Source organism: Mesorhizobium sp. M0772, assembly GCF_040320135.1.
GTDB lineage: Bacteria > Pseudomonadota > Alphaproteobacteria > Rhizobiales > Rhizobiaceae > Mesorhizobium.
On sequence record NZ_JAMYPB010000066.1, the window covers coordinates 1 to 25,324 of the forward strand.

The following is a 25,324-nucleotide window of genomic DNA, read 5'->3' on the forward strand; positions in this document are numbered from 1 at the left end:
ATCCCCTGGCCCCCCACTTGGGGGGTTTTGGGCGGCCAGCACAGCGGGGGGCGCCGCAGCGGGCTTGTGTGTGGGGCTAGGACGGCGGTGCGCCGGCCTCGCCAGTTCATTCAAACCAGGCTTACTCCCCCGGCCCCTTGCAGGCCACGATCTGCTCTTTCGTGTAGGTCGTCCACTCAGGGATCGAGATCGAGACCGGCCATTCCGGGCTGAGCGACGGGTCGGCGGCTGCCTTCAGCTTGGCCTTGCCTTCGTCGGTGGCGTTGTCCCACAGCTGCGGGTCGACCAACACGGTCTGCTGCGCCGGCTTCTTGCCGTCGAGGATCTGCAGCGCCAGCGTCACGCCCGCGCCGCCGATCGAGCCGGGGTTGGTGACGGCTGCACCGACGAGACCTTTCACCGAGCTCAGCTGGCCGACGAAGCCGGCATTGTCGGCGCCGACCACCGGCACCAGCGGCGCCTGCGATTCGACCAGCGCGTCGACGATGACGTTGTCGATGCCCGACGTCCACACGCCGTTGAAGGGCGTGCCGGTGGCCAGGAACGACAGCATCTGCTGCTTGGCCTGATCCTGCTGCCAGCCGGTGAAGACTTCCTGCGCCACCTTCACGCCGGGGTTTTCGGCCAGCGCCTTCTTGAAGCCTTTGTCGCGATCGCTATCGGCCGAGGCGCCGGCGGCGCCGCGCATGTAGAACACTTCGCCCTTGCCGCCCATCTGCTGGAACAGCCATTTGGCGCCGAGATAGGCATACTGTTCCTGGTTGTTGGAGATGATGTAGGCCGACGGTTCGGTCACCGCCTGGTCGACGGCAACGACGACGATGCCGGCCTTGGTGGCTTCTTCCAAGCCCGCCTTGATGCCGGCGGGATCAGCGGGGTTGACGACGATGGCGTCGACCTTGGCGCTGATCAGATTGCGGATGTCTTCGAGCTGGCCGGCGGCATCGGTGTTGCGGTGGGCGATGTTGAGCTTCGTCACTTCGCCCGAAGCCAGCGCCTGCGCCTTCATGGCGCAGACCATTTCCTCGCGCCAGCCATTGCCCTGCACGGTGTTGGAAATGCCGATCGTATATTTGGCTTCGGCCGACGACACGCCCATCGATGCCAGCAAGGCAGCGCCCGCAAGCAACGGGACCATGGTCAGTATTTTCTTCATGTCAGTACTCCTCCACATTGTTGTTTTTCGTCTCAGGGCCAGACCCTTCGGCAGGATCGGACCAAGTCATTCACCTCGTCATTTGACGAAGGGGCGCAGCACGTCGCGGGCGAGCAGGAAGCCCCGCTTCACCGCATCGTCGTTGCCTTCAAACCGCCTGTCCTCATGTTCGATGATGACCGAGCCGTCATAGCCGGCGCGGTAGAGGCCGGAGAAGAAGCCGCTCCAGTCGACATCGCCCAATCCCGGCATGCGCGGCACCTGCCAGCCTATCCCGGCGGAAAGAATCCCGCGCTCATACAAACCATCATGATCGATCATCAAATCCTTGGCGTGGACATGCAGCATGTAGGGGCCGAACTCCTTGATGAAGCGGCCCTGGTCGATCATTTGCCAGACCAGGTGCGAGGGGTCGAAATTCATGCCGACCTCGCCGCCCCAGGTTTCGAGGATGCGCCGCCAGACCAGCGGCGAATAGGCGATGTTGTGCCCGCCCGGCCATTCGTCATAGCTGAAGATCATCGGGCAGTTCTCGAAGGCGAGTTTTACCCCGTGGCCGCGCGCATAGGCGACGGTCTCGGGCCAAACTTTCAGCGCGTCCTGCCAGTTGACGTCGACGGTCTTCGAGGCATCGCCACCGCAGAAGGTGTTGACCACCGGCACACCCATATTGGCGGCCAGCACGATGACCTTCTTCAGATGGCCGATGACGGCCTCGCGATGGGCAGGGTCCGGATGCAACGGGTTGGGATAGTAGCCGAGGCCGGAGACCGTCAGCTTCTTCTCCGTCAGCGAAGCGACGATCTCCTTGGCCTGCGCGGGCGAGGTGGAAGCGGCATCGATATGGCTGGTGCCGGCATAGCGTCGCGTCGCGCCGGATGTCTTCGGCCAGCAGGCGATTTCCAGCGCCTCGAAGCCGGCCGAGTGCGCCCAGTCGGCGACCTCGCCAAGCGGCGTCTCCGCAAACGGTGCTGTAAGCACTCCAAGTTTCATTCTGCCTCCCTAGACCGACGACTATAATGCCGATTGTTTGGATCGCTTCAACCTCGCGACCTCATCTTGTTCGAGACTGTGCCGGACAGCCGCCATCGGATCGTCCGACAGCAGGTCGCCCAGCGCCGATATCACGGCCGCGCGGAACGTATCGTCTGCGGCAAGGCCGGGGCCGAATATCCCGTCGATGGCAAGGATGGCGGACACCAGCGCGCTGGCATCGCGACCGGTCGCATCGGCGATCGCGGCGACCTTGCCGGCATAGGGATCCGACACCGGCCAGCGTTTGCCGAAGCGTGCGGAAGCATGGATGAGATAGGCCATCCAGCCGGCGACCGGCACCGACAGCAGGCCTATGCTCTGGCCCATTGCGAGCCGGTCGCGGATCGGGTTGAGCAGGCGCTGGACGATCTTCTGCGAACCGTCGGTTGCGACCTGGTGGTTGCGGTGGCGGATCGCGGTGTTCTTCAGCCGGGCAAGGCTCTGCTCGACATAGGCGAGCGGCAGGATGCCCGGCACCGGCATCAGCGTCGGCACAGTCTCTTCGACCAGCATGCGCCTGATGAAGTCCGACAGCAGCGGGTCGGCCATGGCATCCGATGTGTGCTCGAGACCAGCCAGAACGCCGAGCGTGGCGAGTGCCGTCTGGGCGCCATTCAGCACCCGCATCTTGAGATGCTCAAACGGCGTGACGTCGTCGACAAAGGTGGCGCCGACCAGATCCCAGCGCGGCATGCGGCCGGCGAATTTTTCCTCGATCACCCATTGCCGGAACGGCTCACCGACAGCGACAGCGCCATCGCGGTAGCCGAACCAATTTTCGACGCTGTCGAGATCGTCCTGCGTCACCGCCGGCGCAATGCGGTCGACCATGGCCGAGGGGAATGCGACGTTGGCCGCGATCCAATCGGCCAGCCCATTGCCGCGCGGTTCGGCAAAGCTGCGCACGACGTTGCCGAGGATGACGCCATTGGCCGGAATGTTGTCGCAGGACAGCAGCGTCAGCGGCCGCCCATGCGTGGCCCGGCGCTGCTCCAGCGCCCGCACCAACAGGCCGGGCACGCTGCGCGGCGTCTCGGGGTTGGCGAGGTCATGGACGATATCAGGGTGGCCGAGGTCGAGTTCGCCGCTGGACGGGACGTGGCAATAGCCTTTTTCCGTCACCGTCATCGTCACCAGTTCGATATCAGGTGAAATCAGCACGCCGAGCGCCGGTGCGGCACTGTCCTGGCTGTCGACCACCCGGACGATGCTGCCGATGACGCGCGCCTCGATGTGGCTGTTTTCGCGGATCAGCCTTGTGTAGAGCCCGCTCTGTCGTCCCAGCGTGTCGGCAAGGCTGGGCGGACGGATGTTGATGCCGACGATGCCCCAGCGGTCGAAGCGCAGCGAGATGAGATCGTCGGTGTATTCGGCCTGATGGCAGCGGTGGAAGGCGCCGACGCCGAGATGCGCCATGCCGGGCGCCAGCATCGTGCGGTCGTAGGACGGTGTCTGGACCGAAGCCGGCAAGCGATCGAGCAGCGCCGGGCCGAGCGGCTCTATGGCGCTCACCGGTTCGCCCCGATCACCGCCTGTTCCTGGTCGATGACCGCGCCGGTCATCGGTCCGGCGGCATCGGAGAGCAGGAAGACGGCGAGGCTGGCGATGTCGCCCGGCGTCAGCAGCCGGCCGAAAGGCTGCGCGGCATTGGCCTTGTCGAGCCAGCCAGGGCCGTTGCCCAAAGTCTCCGCCTGCATGATGCGTTCGGCCGGCGTGTCGGTCCAGCCGACATTGATGCCGTTGACGCGGATGCGATCGAAACGGTGGGCGTTGGCGGCGTTCCTGGTCAGCGTCGCCAGCGCGCCCTTGGTGGCGGAATAGACGGCGAGTTCCGGCGAACCGCAATGGGCGTTGATCGACAGGATGTTGAGAATGGCGCCGCCCTGTCCGCGCTGCTTCATGTCGGCAATCGCCGCCTTCATCAGGAAGAACGGCGCGCGCGTGTTGACGGCAAACAGCGCCGCCCAGTCGTCGAGGCTGGCGTCGAGGAAGGAGGCGCGATCGGTCAGGCCGGCGGCGTTGACCAGCGCATCGATGCGGCCGAAGCGCTCGATGCAGGCTTGCGCCAGAAGGGTGGGGGCGTCAGCATCGGCAAGGTCGGCGGCGACGAAGATCGTCGGCGTGCCCATTTGCGAAAGCTCGGCCGCCACGGCCTCGCCACGCGCCCTCTCGCGCCCGGTGACCAGCAGCCCGGCGGCACCGGAACGCGCCAGCGTCTCGGCAATGGCGCGGCCAATGCCTTGCGTCGACCCGGTGACCAGAGCCACCTTGCCGTCAAGCCGGATCTCCATTCCTCCTCCCGGGAATAAAGTTTCTATTTTGAGAAATATGGAACGGCAATTCCCGATAGTCAATTGGACCAGTGACGTCTCATTCGCCGCGCCGCGCCGCCACGCCATGGACCAGCGCCATCCCAACGGCGAGCGAGGCCGCCAGTGAGCGGAAGCCGGCAAAGTCGGATTCCACCACTTCCAACCAGCTGTCCGAGAGCGGGATCAGCGGGCTGAAGGTGCTGTCGGTGACGGTGACGATACGCGCCTTGCGCTCATGCGCCACCGCGCCGAGATCGGGCGTGATCGAATTGTAGGGGCTGAAGGAGACAGCGAGCACGGCATCCCGGCCGCCGATGCAGCCGATCTGGTCGAGTGCGGAGGACCCGACATTGTCGACCAGCACGTTGCGCACGCCTTGCTGCGAGAGCGTCAGGGAGAGATAGGCGGTGACGGGAAAGGCGCGCTTGGAGCCGATGACATAGATCAGCTCGGCCGCCGCCAGCAGCGCCACCATCTTGTCGAAACTCTCGACGTCGAAGCCGGCCTCGATGCGGCCCAGCGAGGCCTGCGATGCGCCGACCATGCCGTGCAGGAAATGCAGATTCGGCTCGGTCTCGGTGCGCGGTTCGCCGCGCCCTTCCGGCCATGAGCCCTTGATGTGCTCCTTGAACAGGCCCTGGAAATCGGAAAAGCCGGAATAGCCGAAGATCTGGGCAAAGCGCACCAGCGTCGAGGGCTGCACGCCGGCCTGTGCCGCAACCTGCGCGATGGTGCCGAGCGCGACGTCGCTCGGGTGCTGCCACAGGAAGATCGCCACCTGGCGCAGCCGCTTGGGGAAGTGCACCGTGCCCGACGACAGCACGGCGCGCAGCTCCTCATAGGTCTGCGGCTGGATGTAGCCGAGCGCGGCCAGCGAGCGTCCGCGCTTGCGCGTCGCCGCCTCGTCGGTGCTGGACCGTCCGGATGCCTTGCTTGCCCCACTCATGATTTCAGGCTAGCGCGATACGATCGTTTTACAATATGAAAATTGGAAATCATGTTCGAAAGTGTGACTGATGCGAGCGGTCAAAAGCAGCGCTCTACGGCGCCCCCCTCTGTCCTGCCGGACATCTCCCCCACGGGTGGGGAGATTGGCAGTTTCGCCTTCGGCGCCCTCTTGCGACGTCTGAGATTGGCGAAGGCCGCTGTGGTGCCTGATCTCCCCCCTCGTGGGGGAGATGTCCGGTAGGACAGAGGGGGGCGCGACAGAACTCGACGACGGCAAAACTGTCTTCCCAGGAGGAAACATGGTCTACGCAACATCGGACGGATCGGCGGGCAAGCGGCTCAGGGTCGGCATGGTCGGCGGCGGTCGCAATGCTTTTATCGGCGCCGTGCATCGGCTGGCCATGCGCCTGGACGACCAGATCGTACTGGTCGCCGGCGCGCTCTCGTCGGACCCGGAGAACGCCGCCGCCTCGGCCGCCGAGATCGGCATCGCGCCCGAGCGCAGCTATGCCGATTATCGCGCCATGGCACGAGCCGAAGCGGCGCGGCCGGACGGCATCGAGGCGGTGGTCATCGTCACGCCCAACCATCTGCACGCGCCGATCGCCACGGCCTTTCTCGAGGCCGGCATCGACGTGATCTGCGACAAGCCGCTGTCGACGACGCTGGCCGACGCAGAAGCATTGGTGGCGCTGGCGCAGGTGAAAAAGCGCCGCTTCGTCGTCACGCTCAACAACACCGGCTACGCCATGGTCCGCCAGGCGCGTGAGATGGTGGCGGCGGGCGCGCTTGGCCGCATAGTGTCCGTGCATGGCGCCTACATCCAGGACTGGCTGACGAAGCCGATCGACGCCGAGGGCCAGAAGCAGGCGGAGTGGCGCACCGATCCGGCGCGCGCTGGGCAGTCGGCGGTGCTGGCCGATATCGGCGTGCATACCTTCAACCTGGCAAGCTATATCTCCGGCTGTGAGGCCGAGGCGGTGTCGGCCGATCTGTTCACCGCCGTCCCCGAACGCCGGCTCGACGACAATGCGCATGTGCTGGTGCGCTGGACGGGCGGCGCGCGCGGCACGATCCTCGCCAGCCAGACCTCGCCCGGCCACTACAATGATCTCTCGGTGCGCATCTATGGCGACAAAGCCGGCCTAGAATGGTCGGGCGGCCGGCCGGAGGAACTGCGCTTTTCCGTCTATGGCGAGGAAACCCGCACGCTGGTGCGCGGGGGCCATGGCTCGACGGCGGAGGCCCAGCGCGTGTCGCGCATGCCGGCGGCACATCCGGAAGGCTATATCGAGGCCTTCGCCAATTTCTACCGCGACGCCGCTGATATCATTCGCGCCCATCGCTCTGGTGGGGTGGTGGATGCGGCGCGCGCGGCGCAGGTGCCCGATGTGGTGGAGGGCGCGCGCGGGGTGAAGTTTGTTGCGGCGGCGGTGGAGTCGAATGCGGCTGGTGGGGCTTGGACGGCGGCAAGGTTCGGGTGAGGACGGGAGCTGCCGTGTTTCAGCGGTAGAAGCAATCACCTGGGGGACTGGCGTTGCCCTAAGGGATTGACCTGCCGAAGGCGCTACCGCCGCCGCAGCAGACCTGGCAGCGGCGGGGCGCCAAGTACTCTTCGGTCGCTTTACTGGGCAAAAACACTGCTACGCATGTGTTATTCATGATATCGGTTGTTCATTGTCAGAGCATCGGCCCAGCCGTATTCGGTAACAATGCGCAACTTGTCTCTCTTCCTTGCTGCCAGCCTCGGCTGCCTCGTTCTCTCGGCGGTTTCCTTCGGCGCTCCGCAAGGCCTGCTCGTCACCCTGTTCCCGGACAGCAATGCAGCGAAGGTGGCGCAGTGCAGAAGCCTTCTCAAAATCCGTTTCGACACGGGCGAATGGCCGGACAAGGGCGCGGCTGACTACATGCGCTACGACGAGTGCTACTATCTGATCTGTGGCGGAACCAGGCCGAGCGCTTGAGGGTTTGGTGCGCTATCCCTTGATCGCCGAGCCGACGATGGAATCGACGAAGAAGCGCTGCAGGAAGGCGAACAGGATGAGCGGCGGCAGCACGGCCAGCGTCGCGCCGGCCATCACCAGGCCGGTGTTGACCGCGCCCCTGTTGTAGCTCAGCAACCGGCTTAGGCTGATGACGATCGGATAGGCGTCGGCATTGCCCTGCAGCACGGTCAGCGGCCAGAGATAGCTGTTCCAGTGGTAGACGAAGGCGAAGAGGGCCAGAGCCGCGATTGCGGGAGCGACGCTCGGCGCCACGATCTTGTAGAGGATCAAGAACTCCGAGGCGCCGTCCATGCGCGCGGCGTCGATCAGGTCGTCGGGCACGCCGGAGATGAACTGGCGCATCAGGAAGATGCCGAAAGCGTTGGCGAGATTGGGCACGATGATGCCGGCGAGGCTGGCGTTGAGGCCGATCGAGCCGACCAGGCGATAGAGCGGGATCAGCGTCACGATCGGCGGCAGGAACATGGTGGCGATCAACACAGAAAACAGCAGCGACTTGGCGGGGAAGTGGTATTTGGCGAAGGCGTAGCCGGCCATCATGCTGGTCAGCAGAATGCCGGCGGTGGTGATCGAGGCGATGACCAGAGAATTCCACATCGAGCGGCCGACATTGACCACGCCCGACACCTTCTCATAGGCGTCGAGGCTCGGCGTAAGGGGGATCCATACCGGCGGCACCTGCATGCTCTCGGCCGGCGTCTTGAGGCTCGACAGCACCATCCACACCAGCGGGAAGGCCGAGGCGACGGCGACCAGCAGCATCAGCGTCGCCAGCAGCGCCTTGTGGCCGGACGGGCGCCGGCGCGACAGCCGGCTCGACGATCCCGCGCTCATTCGTCGTTCTTCCGGTTGGCGAAGGCAAACAGCGCGCAGACGACGACAATCAGCGACAGCATCAGCATGACCGCCATGGCCGAACCCAGTCCACCCTGCGCACGCTCGATGCCGACGCGGCGGATGTGGTAGGTGAGCACATTGGTCGAGCCGACCGGCCCGCCCTGCGTGATCAAGGCAACCGGCTCGAACACCTGCACAGCGTTGATGATGGCGATGACGGCGCTGAACAGCAGCGTGCGCCGTATCAGCGGCAGGGTGATGAAGCGGAACTGCTCGAAACGGTTGGCGCCGTCGAGCTTTGCTGCTTCATACAGGCTGCCGGGGATTTGCGTCAGTCCGGCGATCGCCAGCACGGTGAAATAGCCGACCTGCTGCCAGACATTGAGGAAGACGATCGAGATCAGCGCCGTGCGCGGCGACGACAGGAAAGGCTGCGGGCCGATGCCGATAAGGCTGAGCATCTGGTTGAGAGGGCCTTCGCTCGGCGAATAGAGTTTCGACCACACCAGCGCGACAGCGATCATCGGCACCATGTAGGTGGCAAACAGCACCGTGCGCAGCGCCGTGCCGCCGGCGACGTCGCGCTGGTAAACCATCAGGCCGAAGGCCACCGACAGAGGCAGGATGAGGACGACGGAGAGCGCGGTGTAGACGGCTGTGTTGACGAGCGCGGCCTTGAAATCGCGGCCGACCGAGGAGACCCCAAAAATCTCGCGGAAATTGTCGAGGCCGACGAAGCCGGCGCTGGAAAACGGTGTCTGCGTCGACCAGTCCTGGAACGACAGCCAGACGGTGAGCAGCATCGGCAACAGGACGAAGATGCCGATCAGCGTCACGGCGGGCGCCAGCATGATGCCCGCCGAGGCACGGTACCTCTGAATCATTATTTGGCGGCGCGCTCCAGGATCGAAATGGCGTCGGCCTGCGCCGTCGCCTGCGCATCCTTGGCCGAGACCTGGCCATACTGCAACGCCTCGAGCGTCTGCTGCAGCGATTCCGAGAATTCCTGGCCGCCGGGCACGACAGGGAACGGCTTGGCGTCGGTGAGCACGCTGACATAGCCGGAGAGGAATTCCGAGCCGAGCTTGTCCTTGTGCGCCTCGATGTCGGAGAGGCGTGAGGGCAGGATGCCCATCGACATCAGGATATCCGACATCGCGGAAGCGCCGTTCTTGCCGGACTTTGGATTGTTCAGCCAGGCGAGGAAGTCCCATGCCGCCTTCTGCTCGGCCGCACCTGCATTGGCGTTGACCACGGTCATCCAGGAGTAGGAGATCGAATGCGGCTTGTCGCCGCTCGGGCCGACGGGAAGCGGCGCCGTTGCAATGTCGGCGAACTTGTCGCCCATGCCGGCCTTCAGTGCGCTTTCCCACCAATTGGCCATGATTATCATGCCGGTCTTGCCGGAGACGAAATTGTCGAGGAAGGGGCCGGTGGTGTTGGCGTCGGCTGTCGCCATCGAAGGCACGCTGGCGCCGGACTTGATCAGGTCTTCATAGAGCTGGAAAGTCTCCGCGGCCTGCGGGCTGTCGAGCACCGGCTTGCCGTCCTTGACCAGGTCGCCGCCATTGGAGACCAGCAGCGAGGCGAAGGGGTGGACGACACCGGCGGCCCATGAATTGATCATGCCGAAGCCTTGCTGTCCCGCATCCTGGTTGGTCAGCTTCTTGGCCGCATCCTTGAACTCGTCCCAGGTCTTGGGTGGCGCCGCGATGCCGGCCTGCTTGAACAGCGTCTTGTTGTAGTTCAGCGCATAGACGTCGATTTCGTTGGGGATGCCATAAAGCGTGCCGCCGACCGAGGCGGCGCTGGTGATGCCCGCCGGCCAGGCGGCCTTGACCTCGCTGGCCACCGCATCGGGAGCGGGCGCGACCAGCTTGTCGCGCGCCAGTTCCGGCAACCAGAGATCGTAGATGCCGCCGATGGTTGGGCCGTCCGCGCCGCCGCCTTGCGAGCGCAACGTGGTCAGGAGGTCGCCGAAGGGGACGGCGCGCACGGTGACGCTGACATCCGGATTGGTCTTGGCATAATCCTTGGCCGCCGCTTCCAGCAGCGCCACCGTCTCCGGCGACCAGTGGGTGAGATAGGAGATGTTGACCGATTGCGCCCAGGCCGTGGCGGGCAGGATGGCGAGGCCTGCGGCCAGTGCCAGTTTCGACGTCCAGGCAAACGACATTCCTCATCCTCCCTATCGGTTCACATGAGGTTATGACAAGTCAGCGCGGCGACGCAAGGGCTTGCTGGCGAAAAAGTCTCACATGGTACGGTCACAGATTTCTTTGCGGCGCTGGAATGTGGATATTTATCGTTAGGTAACAAACGGATGCAGGTACTGCAATGTCGTGAGGGGGCCAACGCCGCCATTCCTGAGGCGTAGCAGACCTCTTGCGAATGCCGCTATGTCGTTATAATGACTTTTGCCGAACCAATGGCTTCTCGTGGCACGGGAACGCCGCGGGACGCCAAGCACAGAGAACAATGGGAGACTGGCAATGAGCATGCTTTCACTTCACCGGCGCGCAGCGCTTAGGCTGATCGGCGGCCTTGCCGCCGCCTGCGCCGGCGTCTTCGCCTCATTGCCGGCGCGAGCCGCCGACAGCACGGTGACGCTGTGGAGCTGGCGCACCGAGGACGAGGCAGCGATGCGCCGCATCTTCGATGCCTTCGAGGTGAAGAATCCCGGCATCAAGGTCGCCATCCAGTTCACGCCCGATGCCGATTACCAGAACCGGCTGAGCACGGCGCTGCGGGGCGGCCGCGGGCCCGACATCGCGCAGCTCAAGGCCTATGGCGAGTTGCAGCCCTTCGTCGAGGCCGGCTATCTCGACGCGCTGGACGACAGCGTGCCGGAGCTGAAGAACATGGAGGACGCGGCGCTTGGCGGCGCGCGCGGCCGCAGCGACGGCAAGCTCTACGGCGTGCCCTACTCGGTGCCGATGATGGGCGTCTTCTACAACCAGGATATCTTCGCCGCCCAGGGCATCGAGATCCCCAAGACCTACAAGGATTTCACCGCCGTCTGCGAGAAGCTGAAGGCGGCCGGCATCACCCCGATCGCCACCGGTGGCGCCAACGGCTCGGCCTGGGAACTGGAGATCGCCGTCGGCGTCGTCGGCCCGACCGTCTATGGTCCTGAATTCTACGACGAGATGATGAGCGGCAAGGCGACCTTCGAGGATCCGCGCTATGTGGCGGCGCTGAAGCGCTTCGCCGAGCTGAAGCCGTATTTCCCCGACGGCTTCGCCGGCATCGACTACACCACCGCCACGCAGCAGTTCATCGGCGGCAAGGCGGCGATGTTCCTCGGCGGTTCGTTCGAGAACGGCAGCTTCAAGGCGCAGAACCCGAAGCTGAAATTCTCGATCTTCCCGTTCCCCGCCGACGATGCCGGGGCAAAACTCTACACCTCGGCCTTCTCCGACGGCTCCTATGGCCTGGTCTCCGAGAGCCAGAACAAGGAAGCCGCGACCAAGGTGCTGGGCTTCATGGCTTCGGCAGAGTTCGCGCAGATGTTCGCCGACGAGCTCGGCTGGCCGCCGGCCCGCACGGATGTGACGGTGAAGGATCCAGTGCTGGCCGCGATGATGGAGATGGCGAAGAATTCGACGCCGTATCTGACGCTGGTCGGCTTCCGCTGGCAGTCGCCGACGGCGTCTTCGGTGCTGCAGTCGGAGATCATCGACATGGTCGAAGGCAACATCGCGCCGGAGAAGCTAGCGGCCGACATGCAGGCCGCGGTCGCCACCTGGTTCAAGCCGAAGCAGTAGGCGCGGCCGGTCGCAAAAGCGGCCGGTCACTCACGGACCAGAAAAGCGCATGAGCACCCTTCGCCGCACCAGCAGCCTTCGCCGCACGCAGCAGCGCATGGCCGTGCTGTTCATCCTGCCGGCGCTGGCGGTCTATGCGCTGTTCGTCCTCTATCCCCTGGGGATGTCGCTCTGGGGCAGCTTCTTCGTCTGGAAGGGGCTGCGCATGGTCGAGTTCGCCGGCCTGTCGAATTTCTCAAGGCTGTTCGTTTTCCCCAGCGGCGCGCGGATCTACGGCGCGCTGTGGCACAACACCGCCTGGTTCTTCGGCATCATGGTCTTCCAAAATGGCCTCGGCCTTTTGTTCGCCTGGCTGCTGTTCCTGCGCGACAAGGGTGCGGCCTTCTTCCAGTCGGTGTTCTTCTTTCCGGCGGTGCTGAGCCCGGTCATCGTCGGCGCGCTGTGGCGGTTGCTTTTGGCACCGGGCGGCGTCGTCGAATGGGCGCTGAACGGGCTTGGCCTGCACCAGGGCAGCCTGACCGTGCTCGGCAACAGCCACACCGCGCTCGCCATGCTGATCGCCGTCGATGCCTGGAACTGGATGGGCCTGCCGGTGCTGATCTACACGGCAGGTCTGCGGCAGATTTCCGGCCAGATTTTCGAGGCGGCAAAACTTGACGGCGCCGGCAATGCGCGCATGCTGTTCTCGATCGCGTTGCCGCTGCTGATGCCGGCGCTGGGCACGCTGACGACGCTGTCGTTCATCAACACCTTCAACCAGTTCGACATCGTCTATGTCATGCAGGGCGTGCAGGGCAATCCGAGCTATTCGACCGACACGCTGGTGACCTACTTCTACCGGCTGGCCTTCGGGGCGGAAGGTGCTGTCGGCATCACCGATATCGGTCTGGCGCTGGCGCTCGGCACCGTGCTGTTTTTGATCCTCAGCATCGGCACGCTCATGATGCTGCGCTTCTTCGACCGCCGCACGGTGCAGCTATGAGCGCGCTGGCGATTTCGCAAAGACCGGCCATCTCTCGGCAGCTGGCGCGGCTGCCCGGCTGGACGGTGCTGGTCGTTTGGACGGCGGCCGTGCTGTTGCCGCTCTACATCCTCATCGTCTCCTGTTTCAAGACCACGGCCGAGATCTACGACAACAGGCTCGGCCTGCCGCAAAGCTTTGCCTTCGACAATTTCCTCAACGCCTGGACGCGCGCCGATCTCGGCCAGAATTTCATCAACAGCCTGATCGTCACGGGCGGCGCCGTCATCCTCACCATCGTCGTCTCGGCGATGGCCGCCTATCCGCTCAGCCGCTACAAGCTTGGCTGGAATGCCATCATGCTCGGCCTGTTCCTGTCCGGCATCATGCTGCCCATCCGGTTGGCCTCGGTCGAACTGTTCACGCTGATGCGCAATCTCGGCCTGCTGGATTCGCTGACCGGGCTGATCCTGGTCTATTCGGCGATCCGCATTCCCTTCGCCGTGTTCATCTTCGCCAATTTCATGCGCGTCTTGCCCTCCGAGTTGGACGAGGCCGCCCGCATGGACGGCGCCGGCGAGGTCCGCATCCTGTTCCAGATCATCCTGCCGATGGTCAAGCCGGCGGTGTCGATCGTGGCCATCTTCACCGCGATCGCGGTGTGGAACGATTTCTTCTTCCCGCTGATCTTCATCTTCGACGACCGCTACAAGACGGTGCCGCTGGCGATCAGCATCTTCGTCGGCCAGTTCCGCACCGACTGGAGCCTGGTGTTCGCCTCGCTGGCGATATCCATGGCGCCCATCCTGATCATGTATTGTCTGCTGGCGCGCCAGATTCGCGAAGGCGTCGGCACCGGAGGAGGCATGAAATGATCGAAGACAGAATTTATGCGGCGAAATCCATCCTGGTGGTCGGCGCGCACGCCTTCGATGCCGAGGTGATGGCCGGGCCGCTGGCGGCCGCTGCCGTCAAGCGCGGCGCCACGGTGACCTTCCTGCATCTGACCATGGGTGAGCAGGGCCATCCGTACCTGGTTCCCGCGCATTATTGCGTGCAGAAGGAAGAGGAAGCGGGCAGCGCGGCGGAGCGGCTCGGCGTCACCATGCGTGGCTTTGGCCTGCGCGACGGCTTCCTGCCCACAGACGATCAGACGGCGCTCGAAGTGGGCGACATCATTCGCGAGCTGAAACCCGAGATCGTCATCACCCATTGGCATGGCAGCTGGCACAAGGACCATCGCGCCGCCGCGCATTTGACGAAGACCGGTATCTTCTTCGCCGGACTGCCGACCGTTGCCAGCGACCATCCGGCGCACACGCCGCAACTGCTGCTGTTCGGCGAGAACTGGGAGGACGATGACGGCTTCCGGCCCGAGCATCTCGTCGATGTCAGCGACGGGTTCGAGGCCTGGCGCGACGCGGTCATGGAGTATGAGCTGGCGCGCGGCCTGAGCAGCTTCCCCTATGTCGACTATTACAGTTCGCTCTACCGGCTGCGCGGCTGCCTGCGCGGCACGCGCCATGCGCAGGCCTTCGCGGCGGCGTCGCATTCGTGGAATGCCGGCAGCGGTCTGTTCTCGCTCCCCTTCGGCAAAGGGTCGGGTCGATGACGCGGGTACTCGCCATCGATCTCGGCGCCACCAATCTGCGCGCTGCCGTATCTACGGGCGATGTCGGTGCGTTGGAGGCGCTGGGCAGCGAGCCGGCGCCGGCAACCCTAGATGCCTTCATTGCGCGCATCGACGCGCTGTGCACTGAGGCCGGGTCGGTCTCAGCGCTTGGCATCGCGGTGCCGGGTCTGGTCGAGGGCTCAATCTGCCGCTGGATCCCCAACTTGCCGTTCCTCGACGGCGTCGATATCCAGCCGCTGTTTCCCAAAGTGCGCGTAGCGCTCGGCAATGACGCACAGATCGCGCTGCTGGGAGAGGCTGTCGAAGGCAGTGCGAAAAACATGCCGGATGCGATCCTGCTCGCCATCGGCACCGGCATCGGTTCGGCGGTGCTGGCCAATGGCCGCATCGTTGCCGGCGCGCATGGCGGCGCCTGCTCGTTCGGCTGGGCCTGCGCCGACGTGAGGGATCATGGTGAAGAGCGCAGCGGCTGGCTGGAGCGCGTTGCGTCGGGCCGGGCGCTCGATGCCATTGCCGGCCAGATCGGCCTTGCCGACGGCCGCCAACTGATCGCCGCTGCCCAGGCCGGCGAGCTGGCTGCACTCACCTTGCTTGAACTGCCGGCGCGACAGCTCGGCACCGCGCTGGCAGGCGCTGTCGCGCTGCTCGATCCGCAAGCGGTGTTGATTTCGGGTGGTTTGGCGGAGGCGCTGGATGTGATCCGGCCGCCGCTGCTTGCGGCGCTGCGACGTCAACTGCCGCCACATCTGCGCGGCATCGACGTCAAGGCTGGAAAGTTCGGTCCCCGCGCCGGTCTGGTCGGCGCGGCGCGGGCCGGCGCCGTTGGGCAAGGGTGGAGGCAGGTGCGATGAGCGAAGCAAGCTTTCAGCAACCGGACCGCAGACGGCCGGAGCCGCTCTGGTACCAGGTCGAAGAGGCGATCCGAACCATCGTCAAGAGCGGCGAATGGGCAACGGGCGACCAGATCCCAGCGGAGGACAGGCTGTGCGCCCTGTTCGGCGTCAGCCGCATCACGCTGCGCCACGCCTTGCGCAATCTCGAGGAGGCAGGACTGCTCAGGCGCGAACATGGCCGCGGCACGTTCGTGCGCTCGACCACGCTGGTCGCCGGCACGCGCGAGCTGACCAGCTTTACCCAGGAGATGGGCAATATGGGCGTGGTCGCGGGCTCGCGCCTGCTCGACTGCAGCCTGACCACCGCCAATGCGGCGGCTGCCGGCGCGCTGGAGATCGAGGAGGGCGATCCGGTGGTGCGCATTCGCAGGCTGCGGCTCGGCAACAACGAGCCGATCGGCATCCAGACGGCGCAGCTGTCGGCCGTGCGCGTGCCGGGCTTCCTCGATGCCGGCCTGCTGCAGGGCTCGCTCTACGAGGCGCTGGAGCGCCATTACGGCATCGTGCCGGTGGCCGCGCGGGAGAACTACCGGGTCGGCGCGGTCGGCGCGGCGGACGCCGAACTGCTCGACCTCGCTGTCGGCAGCCCGGCCTTCGTCGTAGAACGCATCACCACCGACGAGCGCGGCCCGTTCGAATTCACCGTCTCGATCATGCGCGGCGACCGCTACGAAATCCGCTCGACGCTGCGCGCCGGACGCGTGCCGCTGAACCCGAGAAGCTGATCCATTCCAGACCGACACATCAAACAGGAGTACCCACGTGTCCGATCTCTACATCCACCGTCTCGCCGCCCTCATCGACCAGGCTGCGAAAGCCAATGAAGAGGCCTTTGGTCAGGCTGCCAGCCGCTTTGCCGACTCGCTCGAGGGCGGCGGGCTGGTGCATCTCTATGGCTCCGGCCATTCGGTGCTGCCGGTGCAGGAAGTGTTTCCGCGCTATGGCAGCTATGTCGGCTTCAACCCCCTGACCGACCCGCGCGTGATGTGGCACAATGTGCTCGGCGCCGGCGGCGTGCGCGAGCTGTTGTGGCTGGAGCGGACGGAAAAATACGCCGAGAAATTCCTCGACCACCAGCCGCTCAACAAGGGTGATTCCATCATAATCTTCGGCCATAGCGGCCGCAACTCGTCGGGCATCGACACCGCGCTCTATGCCAGGAAGCGCGGCATCTTCGTCGTCGCGGTCACCAGCAAGAACAATCTGGACAAGCCGGCGACGCACTCCTCCGGCAAGCGGCTGGCGGATGCCGCCGACCTCGTCATCGACACCTGTTCGCCGATCGAGGACGCCATCGTGCCGGTCGAGGGCTGGAGCCGGCCGGTGTCGGGCTCATCGACGGTGCTTGCCATGATCCTGGCGCATGAGCTGATCGCGCGCACCGCCGAGCAGCTCGCCAAGCGCGGCATCGAACTGCCGGTCTTCGCCTCGCCGACCATCGCCGGCGTGACGCTGCACGACACCGACGTCATCTACGGCGTCTACCGCGAGCGCATGCTGGAAGCGCAGCAGAAGCACCTGCCGACCTTCCAGGCGACAATGCGCGGCGAGTGAAACACAGAGGCCCGGTACATCGCCGGGCCTCCGACGTCTCGTTCCACAATTCCTATCCGCTCAACGCCGCTTCGGGCGCCCGGCAGGCGATTTGTTGCCGCGGGCCCCGCTCTGAACCGGCGTGTTGCCCTGGTTTTCCTCCGACAGCTTGCGCCAGCGGGCAAGGCGCTCGGGGTCGAGCGTGCCGGCCTTCAAGGCAGCCTGCACTGCGCAGCCCGGTTCGTGGACATGGGTGCAGTCGCGGAACTTGCACAGTGGCGCAAGCTCGGTGATTTCGGCAAACAGCGTGTCGATGCCAGAGGCGACGTCGCTGACATGCAAAGTACGCATGCCCGGCGTGTCGATCACCCAGCCGCCGCCGGCAATGGCGTGCAGCGATCGCGCCGTGGTGGTGTGGCGTCCCTTGGCATCGTGTTCCCTGATGCCGGCGGTCTGTTGCGGCGATTGCTGCGCCGAGCCGGCCAGCGTGTTGACCAGCGTCGATTTGCCGACGCCGGAGGAGCCGACCAGCGCCACCGTCTGCCCCGCGCCGCACCAGGCGGCGAGTGCTGTTGCGGCATCGGCGACGCGCGGGTTCAGCATCACCACGGCCAGACCGCGCTGCAGGGCGGCAGCCTGGCTTTGGTATCTCTCGGCATCGTCAGCGGTGTCGGCCTTGGTCAGCAGGATCACCGGCGTCGTTCCGGCCTCGTTGGCCAGCGCCAGATAGCGCTCGAGCCGGGCGATGTTGAAATCGGCATTGCAGGACGTCACGATGAACAGCGTGTCGACATTGGCCGCGGCCAGCTGCGGGATCCTGCCGCCCTGGGTACGGCGCTCCAGCACCGTCTTGCGGGTCAGCCGGCGGAGCAGCAGATGTGTATGCTGCTCGACCAGCACCCAGTCGCCGACGGCGTAGTCGCCGGTGTTGGCATTGGCCGGCAGCGTCAGATCCACTGGCCCTGCCCGGGACAGGCCGGCCAGGCGGTCGCGGTGCACCGAGGCGATGCGCGTCGGCACGAGGTCTGCCTCATCGGCTTCAAGCTGGTCGCCGAAGAAATCCGTCCAGCCCAGGCTTGCGAGGGAGGCCGTCACGGCTTTGACCAGGGGGACGGCGTCACAGACATCGGAGAGTATCCTTGGCAAAATGGGCGCGGACCCTCGGGGCGGTTGTTCAAGCCGTGTATGGGCGGCATGGCGGCATTTGGCAAGCCGAACCGCGCCGATGGCCAAGCCGTTTCGCGCACCGCGTGGAACGCATCGAGGCGGTGGTTCGCTGAACGTCACCAGACACGGAATCCTATCGTGGCACCTATCCGCGTCGCGTGCGTCGAGGGTCGTTCAACATTGAGGAAAAGTCCTATGCGCTTACGCGTCGTTACTCTCAATGTCTGCAACACGGAAGGCGAACCGGAGCGCCTGGCGGCCATCAACCGGGAGCTGAGGCGGCTCGACCCCGATCTGTCGCTCTCCAGGACGTCGTCCAGACAGCCGATGTGAAATCCCTCGATACGCTGCCGATGGTCTTGATTTGCATGCCACGCATCAGGCCTCGTCGTCGACCTCGAAGTTGGCAGGGACGGCTGAGGATGGCAGGTCGAGAAGCCTGCCAAAAGGGGGAGGGGGATGGCCGGTACCGCAGGGGGCGGGGGGTTGGGATGGGGTTGCCTGAAGCACCGGCCAAAGCGGGACAAGTCCCACGCCCACAAGCTAGCAGAGCTTGGATCGGTTCATATGGTGTGATCGCGGAACTGGCGCAAAAGCGCTTTCACATCCCCGCGCAGGCGTCGGCAACGAGCCCGCAACCGGGGGTTTCCTGTCGGTTGGTGGGTTGCGCAAGCGTCGGTTGAAGGCGCTGCGGGAGGCTGTCGTTTTTAGTGCGGTTCGAGTGCTATGCGCTCAGCGACAGGTGCTCAAGGCAGGGCAATCGCGTGGCGCCACCACATGCGATTGTCCTGCTTACGCCACCGGCAGCGTTCGCCCCGCAATCAGATCCGCAGCCTTCTCCGCAATCATGACCACGGCGGCGTTGGTGTTCGACGACACGATGCTTGGCATGACCGAGCTGTCGCAGACACGCAGGCCTTGCAGCCCGCGCACGCGAAGCTCGGGGTCGACGACGCTGTCGGCATCGCCGCCCATCCGGCAGGTGCCGACTGGGTGATAGGCGCTGCGGCCATGTTCTCGGGCGAAGGCTTCGAGTGCTGAGCGCCCCTGCATCGCCTTGCCGGGCAGATGCTCGCGGCTGATGTATCTGGCGAAGGCTGGCTGCGACAGGATTTCGCGGCTGATCTCGATGCCGTCGATGGCGCGTTCGAGATCATAGCGCTCGGCGAACGGGTTGGGGTCGATGATGGGCGCATCGCGCAGGTCCGCGGACTTGAGCGTGACGCTGCCGCGCGAACGCGGGCGCACATGGTAGGAGTTCAGCGTGCAGCCATTGCCGCCGGGAACCGAGCCGATGCCTTCCTCGACGCCGGCGCCGGGCAGGAAATGGAACTGGATGTCCGGCGTCTTCTCCGCGCGGTCGCCCCACCAGAAGCCGCCGGCCTCGACGATGTTGGAGGCCACCGGCCCCTTGCCGAACAGCGCATATTCAAGACCGGCAACCGCCTGCCAGCGCTTCTTCTTGTAACGGTCGATGCCATGCGGTCCGTTGAGCTCGGCGACGACATCGACGTCCATGTGATCGTGCAGATTCTGGCCGACGTTTTTGGAATCGTGGACCACCTCGATGCCGTGATGGCCGAGATGCACGGCCGGGCCGATGCCGGACAGCATCAGCAATTTCGGCGAGCCGATGGCGCCAGCGGCGACGATGACTTCGCGCTCGGCGCGGAGCAGTTCGGTGCGGCCATTGACGATGATCTCGACACCGATGGCGCGGCCGTTCTCGACCACGATGCGGCTGACGGAGGCGTCGGTGCGTAGCGTCAGATTCTTGCGGCCGAGCGCCGGCTTCAGATAGGCGACCGCCGTGCTCGAGCGTTTCCCCCGACGCGTCGTCGTCTGGTAGAAGCCGGCGCCCGCCTGCTCACCGGCATTGAAGTCGGCGCGGAAAGGAAGGCCCGCCTGCTGCGCCGCCTTGACGAAGATGCGGGTCAGCGGATGCGGCGCGCCGCTGGAGACGCCGAGCGGGCCGTCAGTGCCGTGCTGCGCATCGGCAAAAGTGTCGTTGCCCTCGGAGCGGACGAAGTAGGGCAGCACGTCGGCATAGCTCCAGCCGGCACAGCCATTCTCAGTCGCCCAGCCGTCATAATCCTCAGGGCAGCCGCGGGTGAACACCTGGGCGTTGATCGAGGAGCCGCCGCCCAGCACGCGGGCCTGCGGATAGACCATGGTGCGGCCATCGATCTCCTTGCCGGGCGCGGTGTCATAACCCCAGATCAGCGGCCCCGACGTCATCTTGAAGAAGCCGACCGGCAAATGGATGTAGCGGTCGGTGTCGGGCGGACCGGCCTCGAGCAGCACGACGGACACGTCCGGGTCCTCGCTCAGCCGGGCGGCCAGAATGCAGCCAGCCGAACCGCCGCCGACAATGATGTAATCCGTCATTTCCACTCCCGGGTTCTCTTTGTTGGAGCATGATCTCCGGACAAAACGGTTTCCCGATTTGTCCGAGAAAACCGGTTCCCACTTCTAGGGATCATGCTCCGGCGGGCGATGAAAATCACCGCCCCTTCCTCTTGCGCGCGACGATCTCAAGTCGCTTGTGCCACGTCAAGAGAAAGGGTATGGTTATCGTGTTGAAGGGTTGTCGTACAAGTGGAGGAGCTTGACGACCCTCACCAGGAGGTCCCGGCCGCGCTCCCCGCGCAAGATGCCGGGCGGAACAGAATTCAATCGGGAGGATTCGAGGTATGAACGACACGAAGAATTTTGCGGTCAACCGGCGCACGCTGATGATGGGCGCCACCGCCGGCGTGGCGGCACTCGCCATGCCGAGCGTGTTGCGCGCGCAGGACAAGCCGACACTGGTGACGTCGATCCGCTCGCTGTCCAACCCCTATCACGCGGTGTGGAAGACCGGCGCCGAAGCGTATGCCAAATGGGCCGGGCTGGAGCACGTCACGCTGGTTTCGGAAGGCAACAGCGAGAAGGGCATTGCCGACATCAAGGCGATGCTGGCCAAGACCGGCGGCAACATGGTGCTGAATTCCGATCCCAACGACACGCCCGATGCGCGCCCGATCGTCGAGGCCTGCGCCAAGGCCGGCGCCTATGTGGTGACGCAGTGGAACAAGCCTGGGGATCTGCACCCGAAGGATTTCAACCCGAACTATGTCTCGCATATCGAGTTCGACGGCATCGACAGCGGCAAGACCATCGCCGAGATCCTGTTCAAGACCATTGGCGGCAAGGGCGGCATCGTCGCGCTCGGCGGCCTGATCTCGACCACGGCGGCGATCGAACGCAAGAAGGGCCTCGATGCGGCGCTCGCCGCCAACCCGGACATCAAGCTGCTCGATTTCCAGGTCGCCAACTGGAAGTCGACCGAAGCCTTCGACCTGATGGGCAATCTGCTCACCCGCTTCGGCGACGACATCAAGGGCATCTGGGCGGCCAATGACGATATGGGCTCGGGCGCTCTGGAAGCGCTGCGCGCCGAAAACCTCGCCGGCAAGGTGCCGATCGTCGGCGTCGACGGCATCAAGACGGCGGTCGATGCGGTGCGCACCGGCGAATTCGCCTGCACGGTCACTTCGGATCCGTTCTGGCAGGGCGGCATGGGTCTCGCCATCGGCTACAACGCCAAGATCGGCAAGTTCGACCCGACCAAGGAGCCGCCGGAGCACCGTGAGTTCTACGGCAAGGCGGTGCTGATCTCGCACGACAATGTCGAGGAGTATTACAAGACCAATGTCGATGCGAAGCCCGAGATCGACTGGAACGATCTGTGGGCCCGGGTCACCGGAGCAATCCGTACCTGATCCATCGGAGTGGGCTGCACCTCCCTGGCGGCCCGCTTCCTCCCGCAGCCGTCGCGATCCCCTTGTCGCGACGGCTGTCACCAGCAGACGGGAAGCGGTTTCTTGACAATCCATACAGAACCCCTGAAGTCCGTTTCGGACATCGAGCGGACGACGCCTATGACACCGTTCCCCGGCCGGATCGCGACATTCCTGGGCGGCAGGCGCTGGCGCAGCCTGGCGCCGCTGGCGGTGCTGATTGTACTCTGCGTACTCATCGCCATTGCCAACCCCAATTTCATCGAGCTGCGCAATCTGGTGCGGCTTGCGAATTCCGCCGCCGTGCCGCTGACGCTGGCGATGGGGCTGACCTTCATCATCCTGATGGGCAGCATCGACCTCGCAGTCGAAGGCACGCTTTCGGTGGCGGCGATGGTGCTTGTGCTGCTCGCCGCCAATGACGGCAACGGCAACGACTATGGCTGGTGGGCGGTGCTCGCTGCCATCGCCGCCGGCACCGCCATGGGCTTCGTCAGCGGTCTCGTCCAGGCCATGCTGCGCATCCCGTCCTTCATGGGCACGCTCGGCATGTGGTTCATCGGCCTCGGCCTGTCGGTCTATATGCTGGGCGGCACGGCGATCAAGCTGAACGACGCCTCGATCCGCGACCTGGCCTTGCACCGTTTCCTCGGCCTGCCGGTGGCGGTCTGGGTTGCGTTCGGCGCCTTCCTGCTCGCCACTGTCATCCAGTATCACACCAAGCTCGGCCGCCACATATTGGCGATCGGCGGTGATGAGGATGTCGCCAAGCTCTCCGGCGTCAATGTCGTGCGCGTGCGCATCACCGCTTTTGCGCTGGCAGGGTTCTTCTTCGGCATTGCCGGTGTGCTTGCCGCCGCACAGCTCGGCCAGTCGCATGCCGTCATCGGCGACGGCAGGCTGTTTGCAGCGGTCACGGCAGTGGTCGTCGGCGGCACCGCTTTGACCGGCGGCGAGGGCGGTGTGGTCAACACGCTGATCGGTGTGCTGATCGTCACCGTGCTTGCCAATGGCATGATCCTGCTCGGCATCTCGCCCTACATCCAGCAGACGGTGCAGGGTCTGATGATCATCGCCGCGGTGGCGCTGTCGCTCGACCGTGTCCGCCTGAAAATCGTCAAGTGAACGCCATGCTGCAGGCGTCCAACATCATCAAGAATTTCCCCGGCGTCCAGGCGCTACGCGACGTCTCTATCGAAGTGCGGCCCAACGAGGTGGTCGGGCTGATCGGCGAGAACGGCGCCGGCAAGTCGACGCTGATGCGGGTGCTGGCCGGCGGCTACCGGCCGGATGGCGGCTCGCTCACGCTGGATGGCGAACAGCTGCGCATGCGCAACGCCCGTGATGCGGCCAGGCATGGCATCGGCATGGTGTTCCAGGAGCAGTCGCTGGTGCTGAACCTGACGGTTGCCGAAAACATCTATCTCGGCGAAGAGGACCGCTTCACCCGCTTCGGCCTCGTCAATTGGCGCGCCATGAACGCGGCGGCGCGGCGGCAACTGGCCAAGATCGGCATCGACATCGACGTCACCGCGCGCACCTCCGAACTCACCTTCGCCGCACGCCAGATGGTCGAGCTCGCCAAGGCGCTGACCTTGGAGGAAGTGGTCGAGCGGCAGTTGCTCATCCTGCTCGACGAGCCGACCTCGGTGCTCAACGCCGCTGATATCGAGGTGCTGTTCGCGCGGGTGCGCTCGCTCAAATCCCGCGCCAGCTTCGTCTTCGTCTCGCACCGCCTCGACGAGGTGCTCAATATCTCCGACCGCGTCTACACGATGAAGGATGGCGCCGTCGTTGCCGAACATCGTGCAGCCGAAGTCACCGCGCCTGAGCTGCACGAGATCATGGTCGGGCGCGGCCTGCAGGCCGAATATTACCGTGAGGCCCGCCAGCTGGCGCCGCGCGATACCGTGATGGTCGAGGCCAAGGGGCTTGGCGCCAACGGTTTCTATCACGGCGTCGATCTCTCGATCAGAGCGGGCGAGATCGTCGGCATTGCCGGCGTCGTCGGCTCCGGCCGGGAGGAGGTGACGCGCACCGTTGGCGGCTTCGTCCAGCATGATGCGGGCGAGATGAAAATCGCCGGCGATGTCGTGCGCTTCTCCTCGCCGGAACCGGCGGTGCGCAAGGGCATCGGCTATGTCCCGCGCGAGCGCCGGCTCGAAGGGCTGGTGATGTTCCTGTCGATCGCGGAGAACATTTCGCTGGCCGATCTCTCCAGCGTCATGCGCCATGGCGCCATCGATTATGGCAAGGAGCGCCGGCTTGCCGCCGACTGGATCAAGCGGCTGCGCATCAAGGCGCCCGGCCCCGATGCCGCCTGCCGCAAGCTCAGCGGCGGCAACCAGCAGAAGGTGGTGCTGGCGCGCTGGATGACGGCGGGCTCGCGCATCCTGGTGCTCGACCATCCCACACGCGGGCTCGATGTCGGCGCCAAGGAAGAGGTCTACGAATTGGTGCGCGACCTCTCCGCGCAAGGCGTGGCGATCCTTTTGATTTCCGACACGCTGGAGGAAACGATCGGCCTGTCGCACCAGGTGCTGGTGATGCGCGACGGCGCAATCACCGCGCGCTTCGATGCCAGTCCGGGCAACAAGCCGAACCAGGTCGATCTTCTCAGGGCAATGGTGTGAGCCGATGAATGAAGCGTTCTCCATCAGGCGGGTTTTCGAAGGCAAGTGGACGCAAGGCGCCATTCCGCTGGTGCTGCTTGTCGGCCTGCTTTTGATCATCGAGATCGCCGCGCCCGGCTTCCTGACCGGCGAGACCGTGGCGCTTTTGTTTGCCAACACCGCCGTACTGTTCATCCTGGCGACCGGCGTCACCTTCGCCATCCTGCTTGGCGGCATCGATTTGTCGATCCAGGCGGTGGCATCGCTGGCCAGCGTCATCCTGGCGCAATTGCTGCCTTCGCTCGGCCTTGCCGCCTTTCCGGTGGCGATCCTGTCGGGGCTCGCCTTCGGCGTGTTGAGCGGCGTCGTTCACGTCAAGCTACGCGTGCCGTCCTTCGTCGCGACGCTCGCCACCGGCGGCGTCGTCACCGGCTTGGCGCTCTGGGTCTCCAATGGCCGCGCCATCACGATCGAGGAGGATGGTCGCGAAAACACCGCCTGGATCAACGCCACTGTCGCTGGCATTCCCGTGGTGGTGCTGATTTCGGCGGTGATCGGCATCGCCGCCTTTCTGGCGCTGCGCTACACGCGCTTCGGCCGCCAGGCGATCGCGGTCGGCGCCGGCGCGGCCGCGGCGGGGGGCCCCGGGGGCGATGTGGGCCGCCCCAAACCAGGGTCGGGG

24 protein-coding genes are annotated in these 25,324 nt (G+C 65.1%); 14 read left to right on the top strand and 10 right to left on the bottom strand.

Annotated elements, in window-relative coordinates; translation table 11 throughout:
- Window positions 1-121: 121 nt before the first annotated feature.
- The 5 genes from NKI06_RS27940 to NKI06_RS27960 all read right to left on the bottom strand — a co-directional run bounded on the left by NKI06_RS27940 (window position 122) and on the right by NKI06_RS27960 (window position 5,449).
- Window positions 122-1,156, bottom strand: a complete 1,035-nt coding sequence (locus NKI06_RS27940; protein ID WP_023704174.1) for an ABC transporter substrate-binding protein — start codon at window positions 1,154-1,156, stop codon at window positions 122-124.
- A 78-nt stretch (window positions 1,157-1,234) separates the two neighbouring features.
- On the bottom strand, window positions 1,235-2,149 hold the full coding sequence (locus NKI06_RS27945) for a sugar phosphate isomerase/epimerase family protein (protein WP_352518428.1): 915 nt from the start codon (window positions 2,147-2,149) through the stop codon (window positions 1,235-1,237).
- A 21-nt stretch (window positions 2,150-2,170) separates the two neighbouring features.
- Window positions 2,171-3,703, bottom strand: coding sequence for a mannitol dehydrogenase family protein (locus NKI06_RS27950; RefSeq protein WP_352987734.1), 1,533 nt, complete (start codon window positions 3,701-3,703; stop codon window positions 2,171-2,173).
- Window positions 3,700-4,482, bottom strand: coding sequence for an SDR family oxidoreductase (locus tag NKI06_RS27955; RefSeq protein ID WP_352987735.1), 783 nt, complete (start codon window positions 4,480-4,482; stop codon window positions 3,700-3,702). Before NKI06_RS27955 ends, NKI06_RS27950 begins: the two co-directional genes overlap by 4 nt.
- Before the next feature lie 79 nt (window positions 4,483-4,561).
- A complete protein-coding gene (locus NKI06_RS27960) occupies window positions 4,562-5,449 on the bottom strand; it encodes a MurR/RpiR family transcriptional regulator (protein ID WP_352987736.1) in 888 nt (295 codons plus the stop codon).
- Between the two features lie 301 nt (window positions 5,450-5,750).
- Between NKI06_RS27960 and NKI06_RS27965 the strand changes: the two genes are divergently transcribed.
- Window positions 5,751-6,935 (top strand): Gfo/Idh/MocA family protein, encoded by a 1,185-nt coding sequence (locus NKI06_RS27965; protein ID WP_352987737.1) that lies wholly within the window; start codon window positions 5,751-5,753, stop codon window positions 6,933-6,935.
- Window positions 6,936-7,172: 237 nt separating this feature from the next.
- Window positions 7,173-7,415, top strand: coding sequence for a hypothetical protein (locus NKI06_RS27970; RefSeq protein WP_156941790.1), 243 nt, complete (start codon window positions 7,173-7,175; stop codon window positions 7,413-7,415).
- A gap of 12 nt (window positions 7,416-7,427) precedes the next feature.
- On the opposite strand, the gene NKI06_RS27975 is transcribed toward NKI06_RS27970, so the two are convergent.
- From NKI06_RS27975 to NKI06_RS27985, 3 genes are read right to left on the bottom strand one after another with little or no spacing between them, the layout of a single operon-like run.
- Window positions 7,428-8,291 (bottom strand): carbohydrate ABC transporter permease, encoded by an 864-nt coding sequence (locus tag NKI06_RS27975; RefSeq protein ID WP_352987738.1) that lies wholly within the window; start codon window positions 8,289-8,291, stop codon window positions 7,428-7,430.
- Window positions 8,288-9,178, bottom strand: a complete 891-nt coding sequence (locus NKI06_RS27980; protein ID WP_352987739.1) for a carbohydrate ABC transporter permease — start codon at window positions 9,176-9,178, stop codon at window positions 8,288-8,290. The genes NKI06_RS27975 and NKI06_RS27980 overlap by 4 nt, the downstream gene beginning before the upstream one ends.
- On the bottom strand, window positions 9,178-10,470 hold the full coding sequence (locus NKI06_RS27985; protein ID WP_352987740.1) for an ABC transporter substrate-binding protein: 1,293 nt from the start codon (window positions 10,468-10,470) through the stop codon (window positions 9,178-9,180). Before NKI06_RS27985 ends, NKI06_RS27980 begins: the two co-directional genes overlap by 1 nt.
- Window positions 10,471-10,786: 316 nt before the next feature.
- Between NKI06_RS27985 and NKI06_RS27990 the strand changes: the two genes are divergently transcribed.
- The 7 genes from NKI06_RS27990 to NKI06_RS28020 are packed head-to-tail and all read left to right on the top strand — an operon-like array spanning window position 10,787 to window position 17,102.
- Window positions 10,787-12,061 (top strand): extracellular solute-binding protein, encoded by a 1,275-nt coding sequence (locus tag NKI06_RS27990; RefSeq protein ID WP_352987741.1) that lies wholly within the window; start codon window positions 10,787-10,789, stop codon window positions 12,059-12,061.
- Window positions 12,062-12,110: 49 nt separating this feature from the next.
- On the top strand, window positions 12,111-13,043 hold the full coding sequence (locus NKI06_RS27995) for a carbohydrate ABC transporter permease (RefSeq protein WP_352650423.1): 933 nt from the start codon (window positions 12,111-12,113) through the stop codon (window positions 13,041-13,043).
- Window positions 13,040-13,897 (top strand): carbohydrate ABC transporter permease, encoded by an 858-nt coding sequence (locus tag NKI06_RS28000; RefSeq protein ID WP_352987742.1) that lies wholly within the window; start codon window positions 13,040-13,042, stop codon window positions 13,895-13,897. The genes NKI06_RS27995 and NKI06_RS28000 overlap by 4 nt, the downstream gene beginning before the upstream one ends.
- The gene (locus NKI06_RS28005) at window positions 13,894-14,634 is read left to right on the top strand and encodes a PIG-L deacetylase family protein (RefSeq protein WP_031195993.1); all 741 of its coding nucleotides are present in this window, start codon (window positions 13,894-13,896) and stop codon (window positions 14,632-14,634) included. The genes NKI06_RS28000 and NKI06_RS28005 overlap by 4 nt, the downstream gene beginning before the upstream one ends.
- Window positions 14,631-15,506 carry an ROK family protein gene (locus NKI06_RS28010; protein WP_352987743.1) on the top strand — a complete coding sequence of 292 codons (876 nt, stop codon included), beginning with the start codon at window positions 14,631-14,633 and terminating at the stop codon, window positions 15,504-15,506. Before NKI06_RS28005 ends, NKI06_RS28010 begins: the two co-directional genes overlap by 4 nt.
- Window positions 15,503-16,273, top strand: coding sequence for a GntR family transcriptional regulator (locus NKI06_RS28015; RefSeq protein ID WP_352666685.1), 771 nt, complete (start codon window positions 15,503-15,505; stop codon window positions 16,271-16,273). The genes NKI06_RS28010 and NKI06_RS28015 overlap by 4 nt, the downstream gene beginning before the upstream one ends.
- A gap of 37 nt (window positions 16,274-16,310) precedes the next feature.
- Window positions 16,311-17,102, top strand: a complete 792-nt coding sequence (locus tag NKI06_RS28020; protein ID WP_023700933.1) for a sugar isomerase domain-containing protein — start codon at window positions 16,311-16,313, stop codon at window positions 17,100-17,102.
- A gap of 60 nt (window positions 17,103-17,162) precedes the next feature.
- Here the strand turns inward: NKI06_RS28020 and rsgA are convergent, their stop codons facing one another.
- Window positions 17,163-18,188, bottom strand: a complete 1,026-nt coding sequence (rsgA, locus tag NKI06_RS28025; RefSeq protein ID WP_502900625.1) for a ribosome small subunit-dependent GTPase A — start codon at window positions 18,186-18,188, stop codon at window positions 17,163-17,165.
- A gap of 255 nt (window positions 18,189-18,443) precedes the next feature.
- Between rsgA and NKI06_RS28030 the strand changes: the two genes are divergently transcribed.
- On the top strand, window positions 18,444-18,581 hold the full coding sequence (locus tag NKI06_RS28030) for an endonuclease/exonuclease/phosphatase family protein (protein ID WP_023691904.1): 138 nt from the start codon (window positions 18,444-18,446) through the stop codon (window positions 18,579-18,581).
- Window positions 18,582-19,040: 459 nt separating this feature from the next.
- On the opposite strand, the gene NKI06_RS28035 is transcribed toward NKI06_RS28030, so the two are convergent.
- On the bottom strand, window positions 19,041-20,636 hold the full coding sequence (locus NKI06_RS28035; RefSeq protein WP_023704161.1) for a GMC family oxidoreductase: 1,596 nt from the start codon (window positions 20,634-20,636) through the stop codon (window positions 19,041-19,043).
- A 305-nt stretch (window positions 20,637-20,941) separates the two neighbouring features.
- Between NKI06_RS28035 and NKI06_RS28040 the strand changes: the two genes are divergently transcribed.
- The 4 genes from NKI06_RS28040 to NKI06_RS28055 form a co-directional block, all read left to right on the top strand.
- Window positions 20,942-22,012, top strand: coding sequence for a sugar ABC transporter substrate-binding protein (locus tag NKI06_RS28040; RefSeq protein WP_352463709.1), 1,071 nt, complete (start codon window positions 20,942-20,944; stop codon window positions 22,010-22,012).
- Between the two features lie 102 nt (window positions 22,013-22,114).
- A complete protein-coding gene (locus NKI06_RS28045) occupies window positions 22,115-23,155 on the top strand; it encodes an ABC transporter permease (RefSeq protein ID WP_352443877.1) in 1,041 nt (346 codons plus the stop codon).
- Window positions 23,156-23,160: 5 nt separating this feature from the next.
- Complete coding sequence (locus tag NKI06_RS28050) at window positions 23,161-24,663, top strand: sugar ABC transporter ATP-binding protein (RefSeq protein WP_023726496.1); 1,503 nt, start codon at window positions 23,161-23,163, stop codon at window positions 24,661-24,663.
- A gap of 4 nt (window positions 24,664-24,667) precedes the next feature.
- On the top strand, window positions 24,668-25,324 hold a 657-nt coding region (locus NKI06_RS28055), incomplete at its 3' end, for an ABC transporter permease (protein WP_352987744.1).

Excerpts from the sequence above, each read along its gene's own strand:
- NKI06_RS27990 (WP_352987741.1), top strand. The coding sequence starts at position 10,787 with ATGAGCATGCTTTCACTTCACCGGCGCGCAGCGCTTAGGCTGATCGGC.
- NKI06_RS28050 (WP_023726496.1), top strand. The coding sequence starts at position 23,161 with ATGCTGCAGGCGTCCAACATCATCAAGAATTTCCCCGGCGTCCAGGCG.
- NKI06_RS27940 (WP_023704174.1), bottom strand. The coding sequence starts at position 1,156 with ATGAAGAAAATACTGACCATGGTCCCGTTGCTTGCGGGCGCTGCCTTG.
- NKI06_RS27960 (WP_352987736.1), bottom strand. The coding sequence starts at position 5,449 with ATGAGTGGGGCAAGCAAGGCATCCGGACGGTCCAGCACCGACGAGGCG.
- NKI06_RS28005 (WP_031195993.1), top strand. The coding sequence starts at position 13,894 with ATGATCGAAGACAGAATTTATGCGGCGAAATCCATCCTGGTGGTCGGC.
- NKI06_RS27945 (WP_352518428.1), bottom strand. The coding sequence starts at position 2,149 with ATGAAACTTGGAGTGCTTACAGCACCGTTTGCGGAGACGCCGCTTGGC.
- NKI06_RS28040 (WP_352463709.1), top strand. The coding sequence starts at position 20,942 with ATGAACGACACGAAGAATTTTGCGGTCAACCGGCGCACGCTGATGATG.
- NKI06_RS28030 (WP_023691904.1), top strand. The coding sequence starts at position 18,444 with ATGCGCTTACGCGTCGTTACTCTCAATGTCTGCAACACGGAAGGCGAA.
- NKI06_RS28010 (WP_352987743.1), top strand. The coding sequence starts at position 14,631 with ATGACGCGGGTACTCGCCATCGATCTCGGCGCCACCAATCTGCGCGCT.
- NKI06_RS27975 (WP_352987738.1), bottom strand. The coding sequence starts at position 8,291 with ATGAGCGCGGGATCGTCGAGCCGGCTGTCGCGCCGGCGCCCGTCCGGC.
- NKI06_RS28035 (WP_023704161.1), bottom strand. The coding sequence starts at position 20,636 with ATGACGGATTACATCATTGTCGGCGGCGGTTCGGCTGGCTGCATTCTG.
- NKI06_RS28015 (WP_352666685.1), top strand. The coding sequence starts at position 15,503 with ATGAGCGAAGCAAGCTTTCAGCAACCGGACCGCAGACGGCCGGAGCCG.
- NKI06_RS27955 (WP_352987735.1), bottom strand. The coding sequence starts at position 4,482 with ATGGAGATCCGGCTTGACGGCAAGGTGGCTCTGGTCACCGGGTCGACG.
- NKI06_RS28000 (WP_352987742.1), top strand. The coding sequence starts at position 13,040 with ATGAGCGCGCTGGCGATTTCGCAAAGACCGGCCATCTCTCGGCAGCTG.
- NKI06_RS27995 (WP_352650423.1), top strand. The coding sequence starts at position 12,111 with ATGAGCACCCTTCGCCGCACCAGCAGCCTTCGCCGCACGCAGCAGCGC.
- NKI06_RS27985 (WP_352987740.1), bottom strand. The coding sequence starts at position 10,470 with ATGTCGTTTGCCTGGACGTCGAAACTGGCACTGGCCGCAGGCCTCGCC.
- NKI06_RS27965 (WP_352987737.1), top strand. The coding sequence starts at position 5,751 with ATGGTCTACGCAACATCGGACGGATCGGCGGGCAAGCGGCTCAGGGTC.
- NKI06_RS27980 (WP_352987739.1), bottom strand. The coding sequence starts at position 9,178 with ATGATTCAGAGGTACCGTGCCTCGGCGGGCATCATGCTGGCGCCCGCC.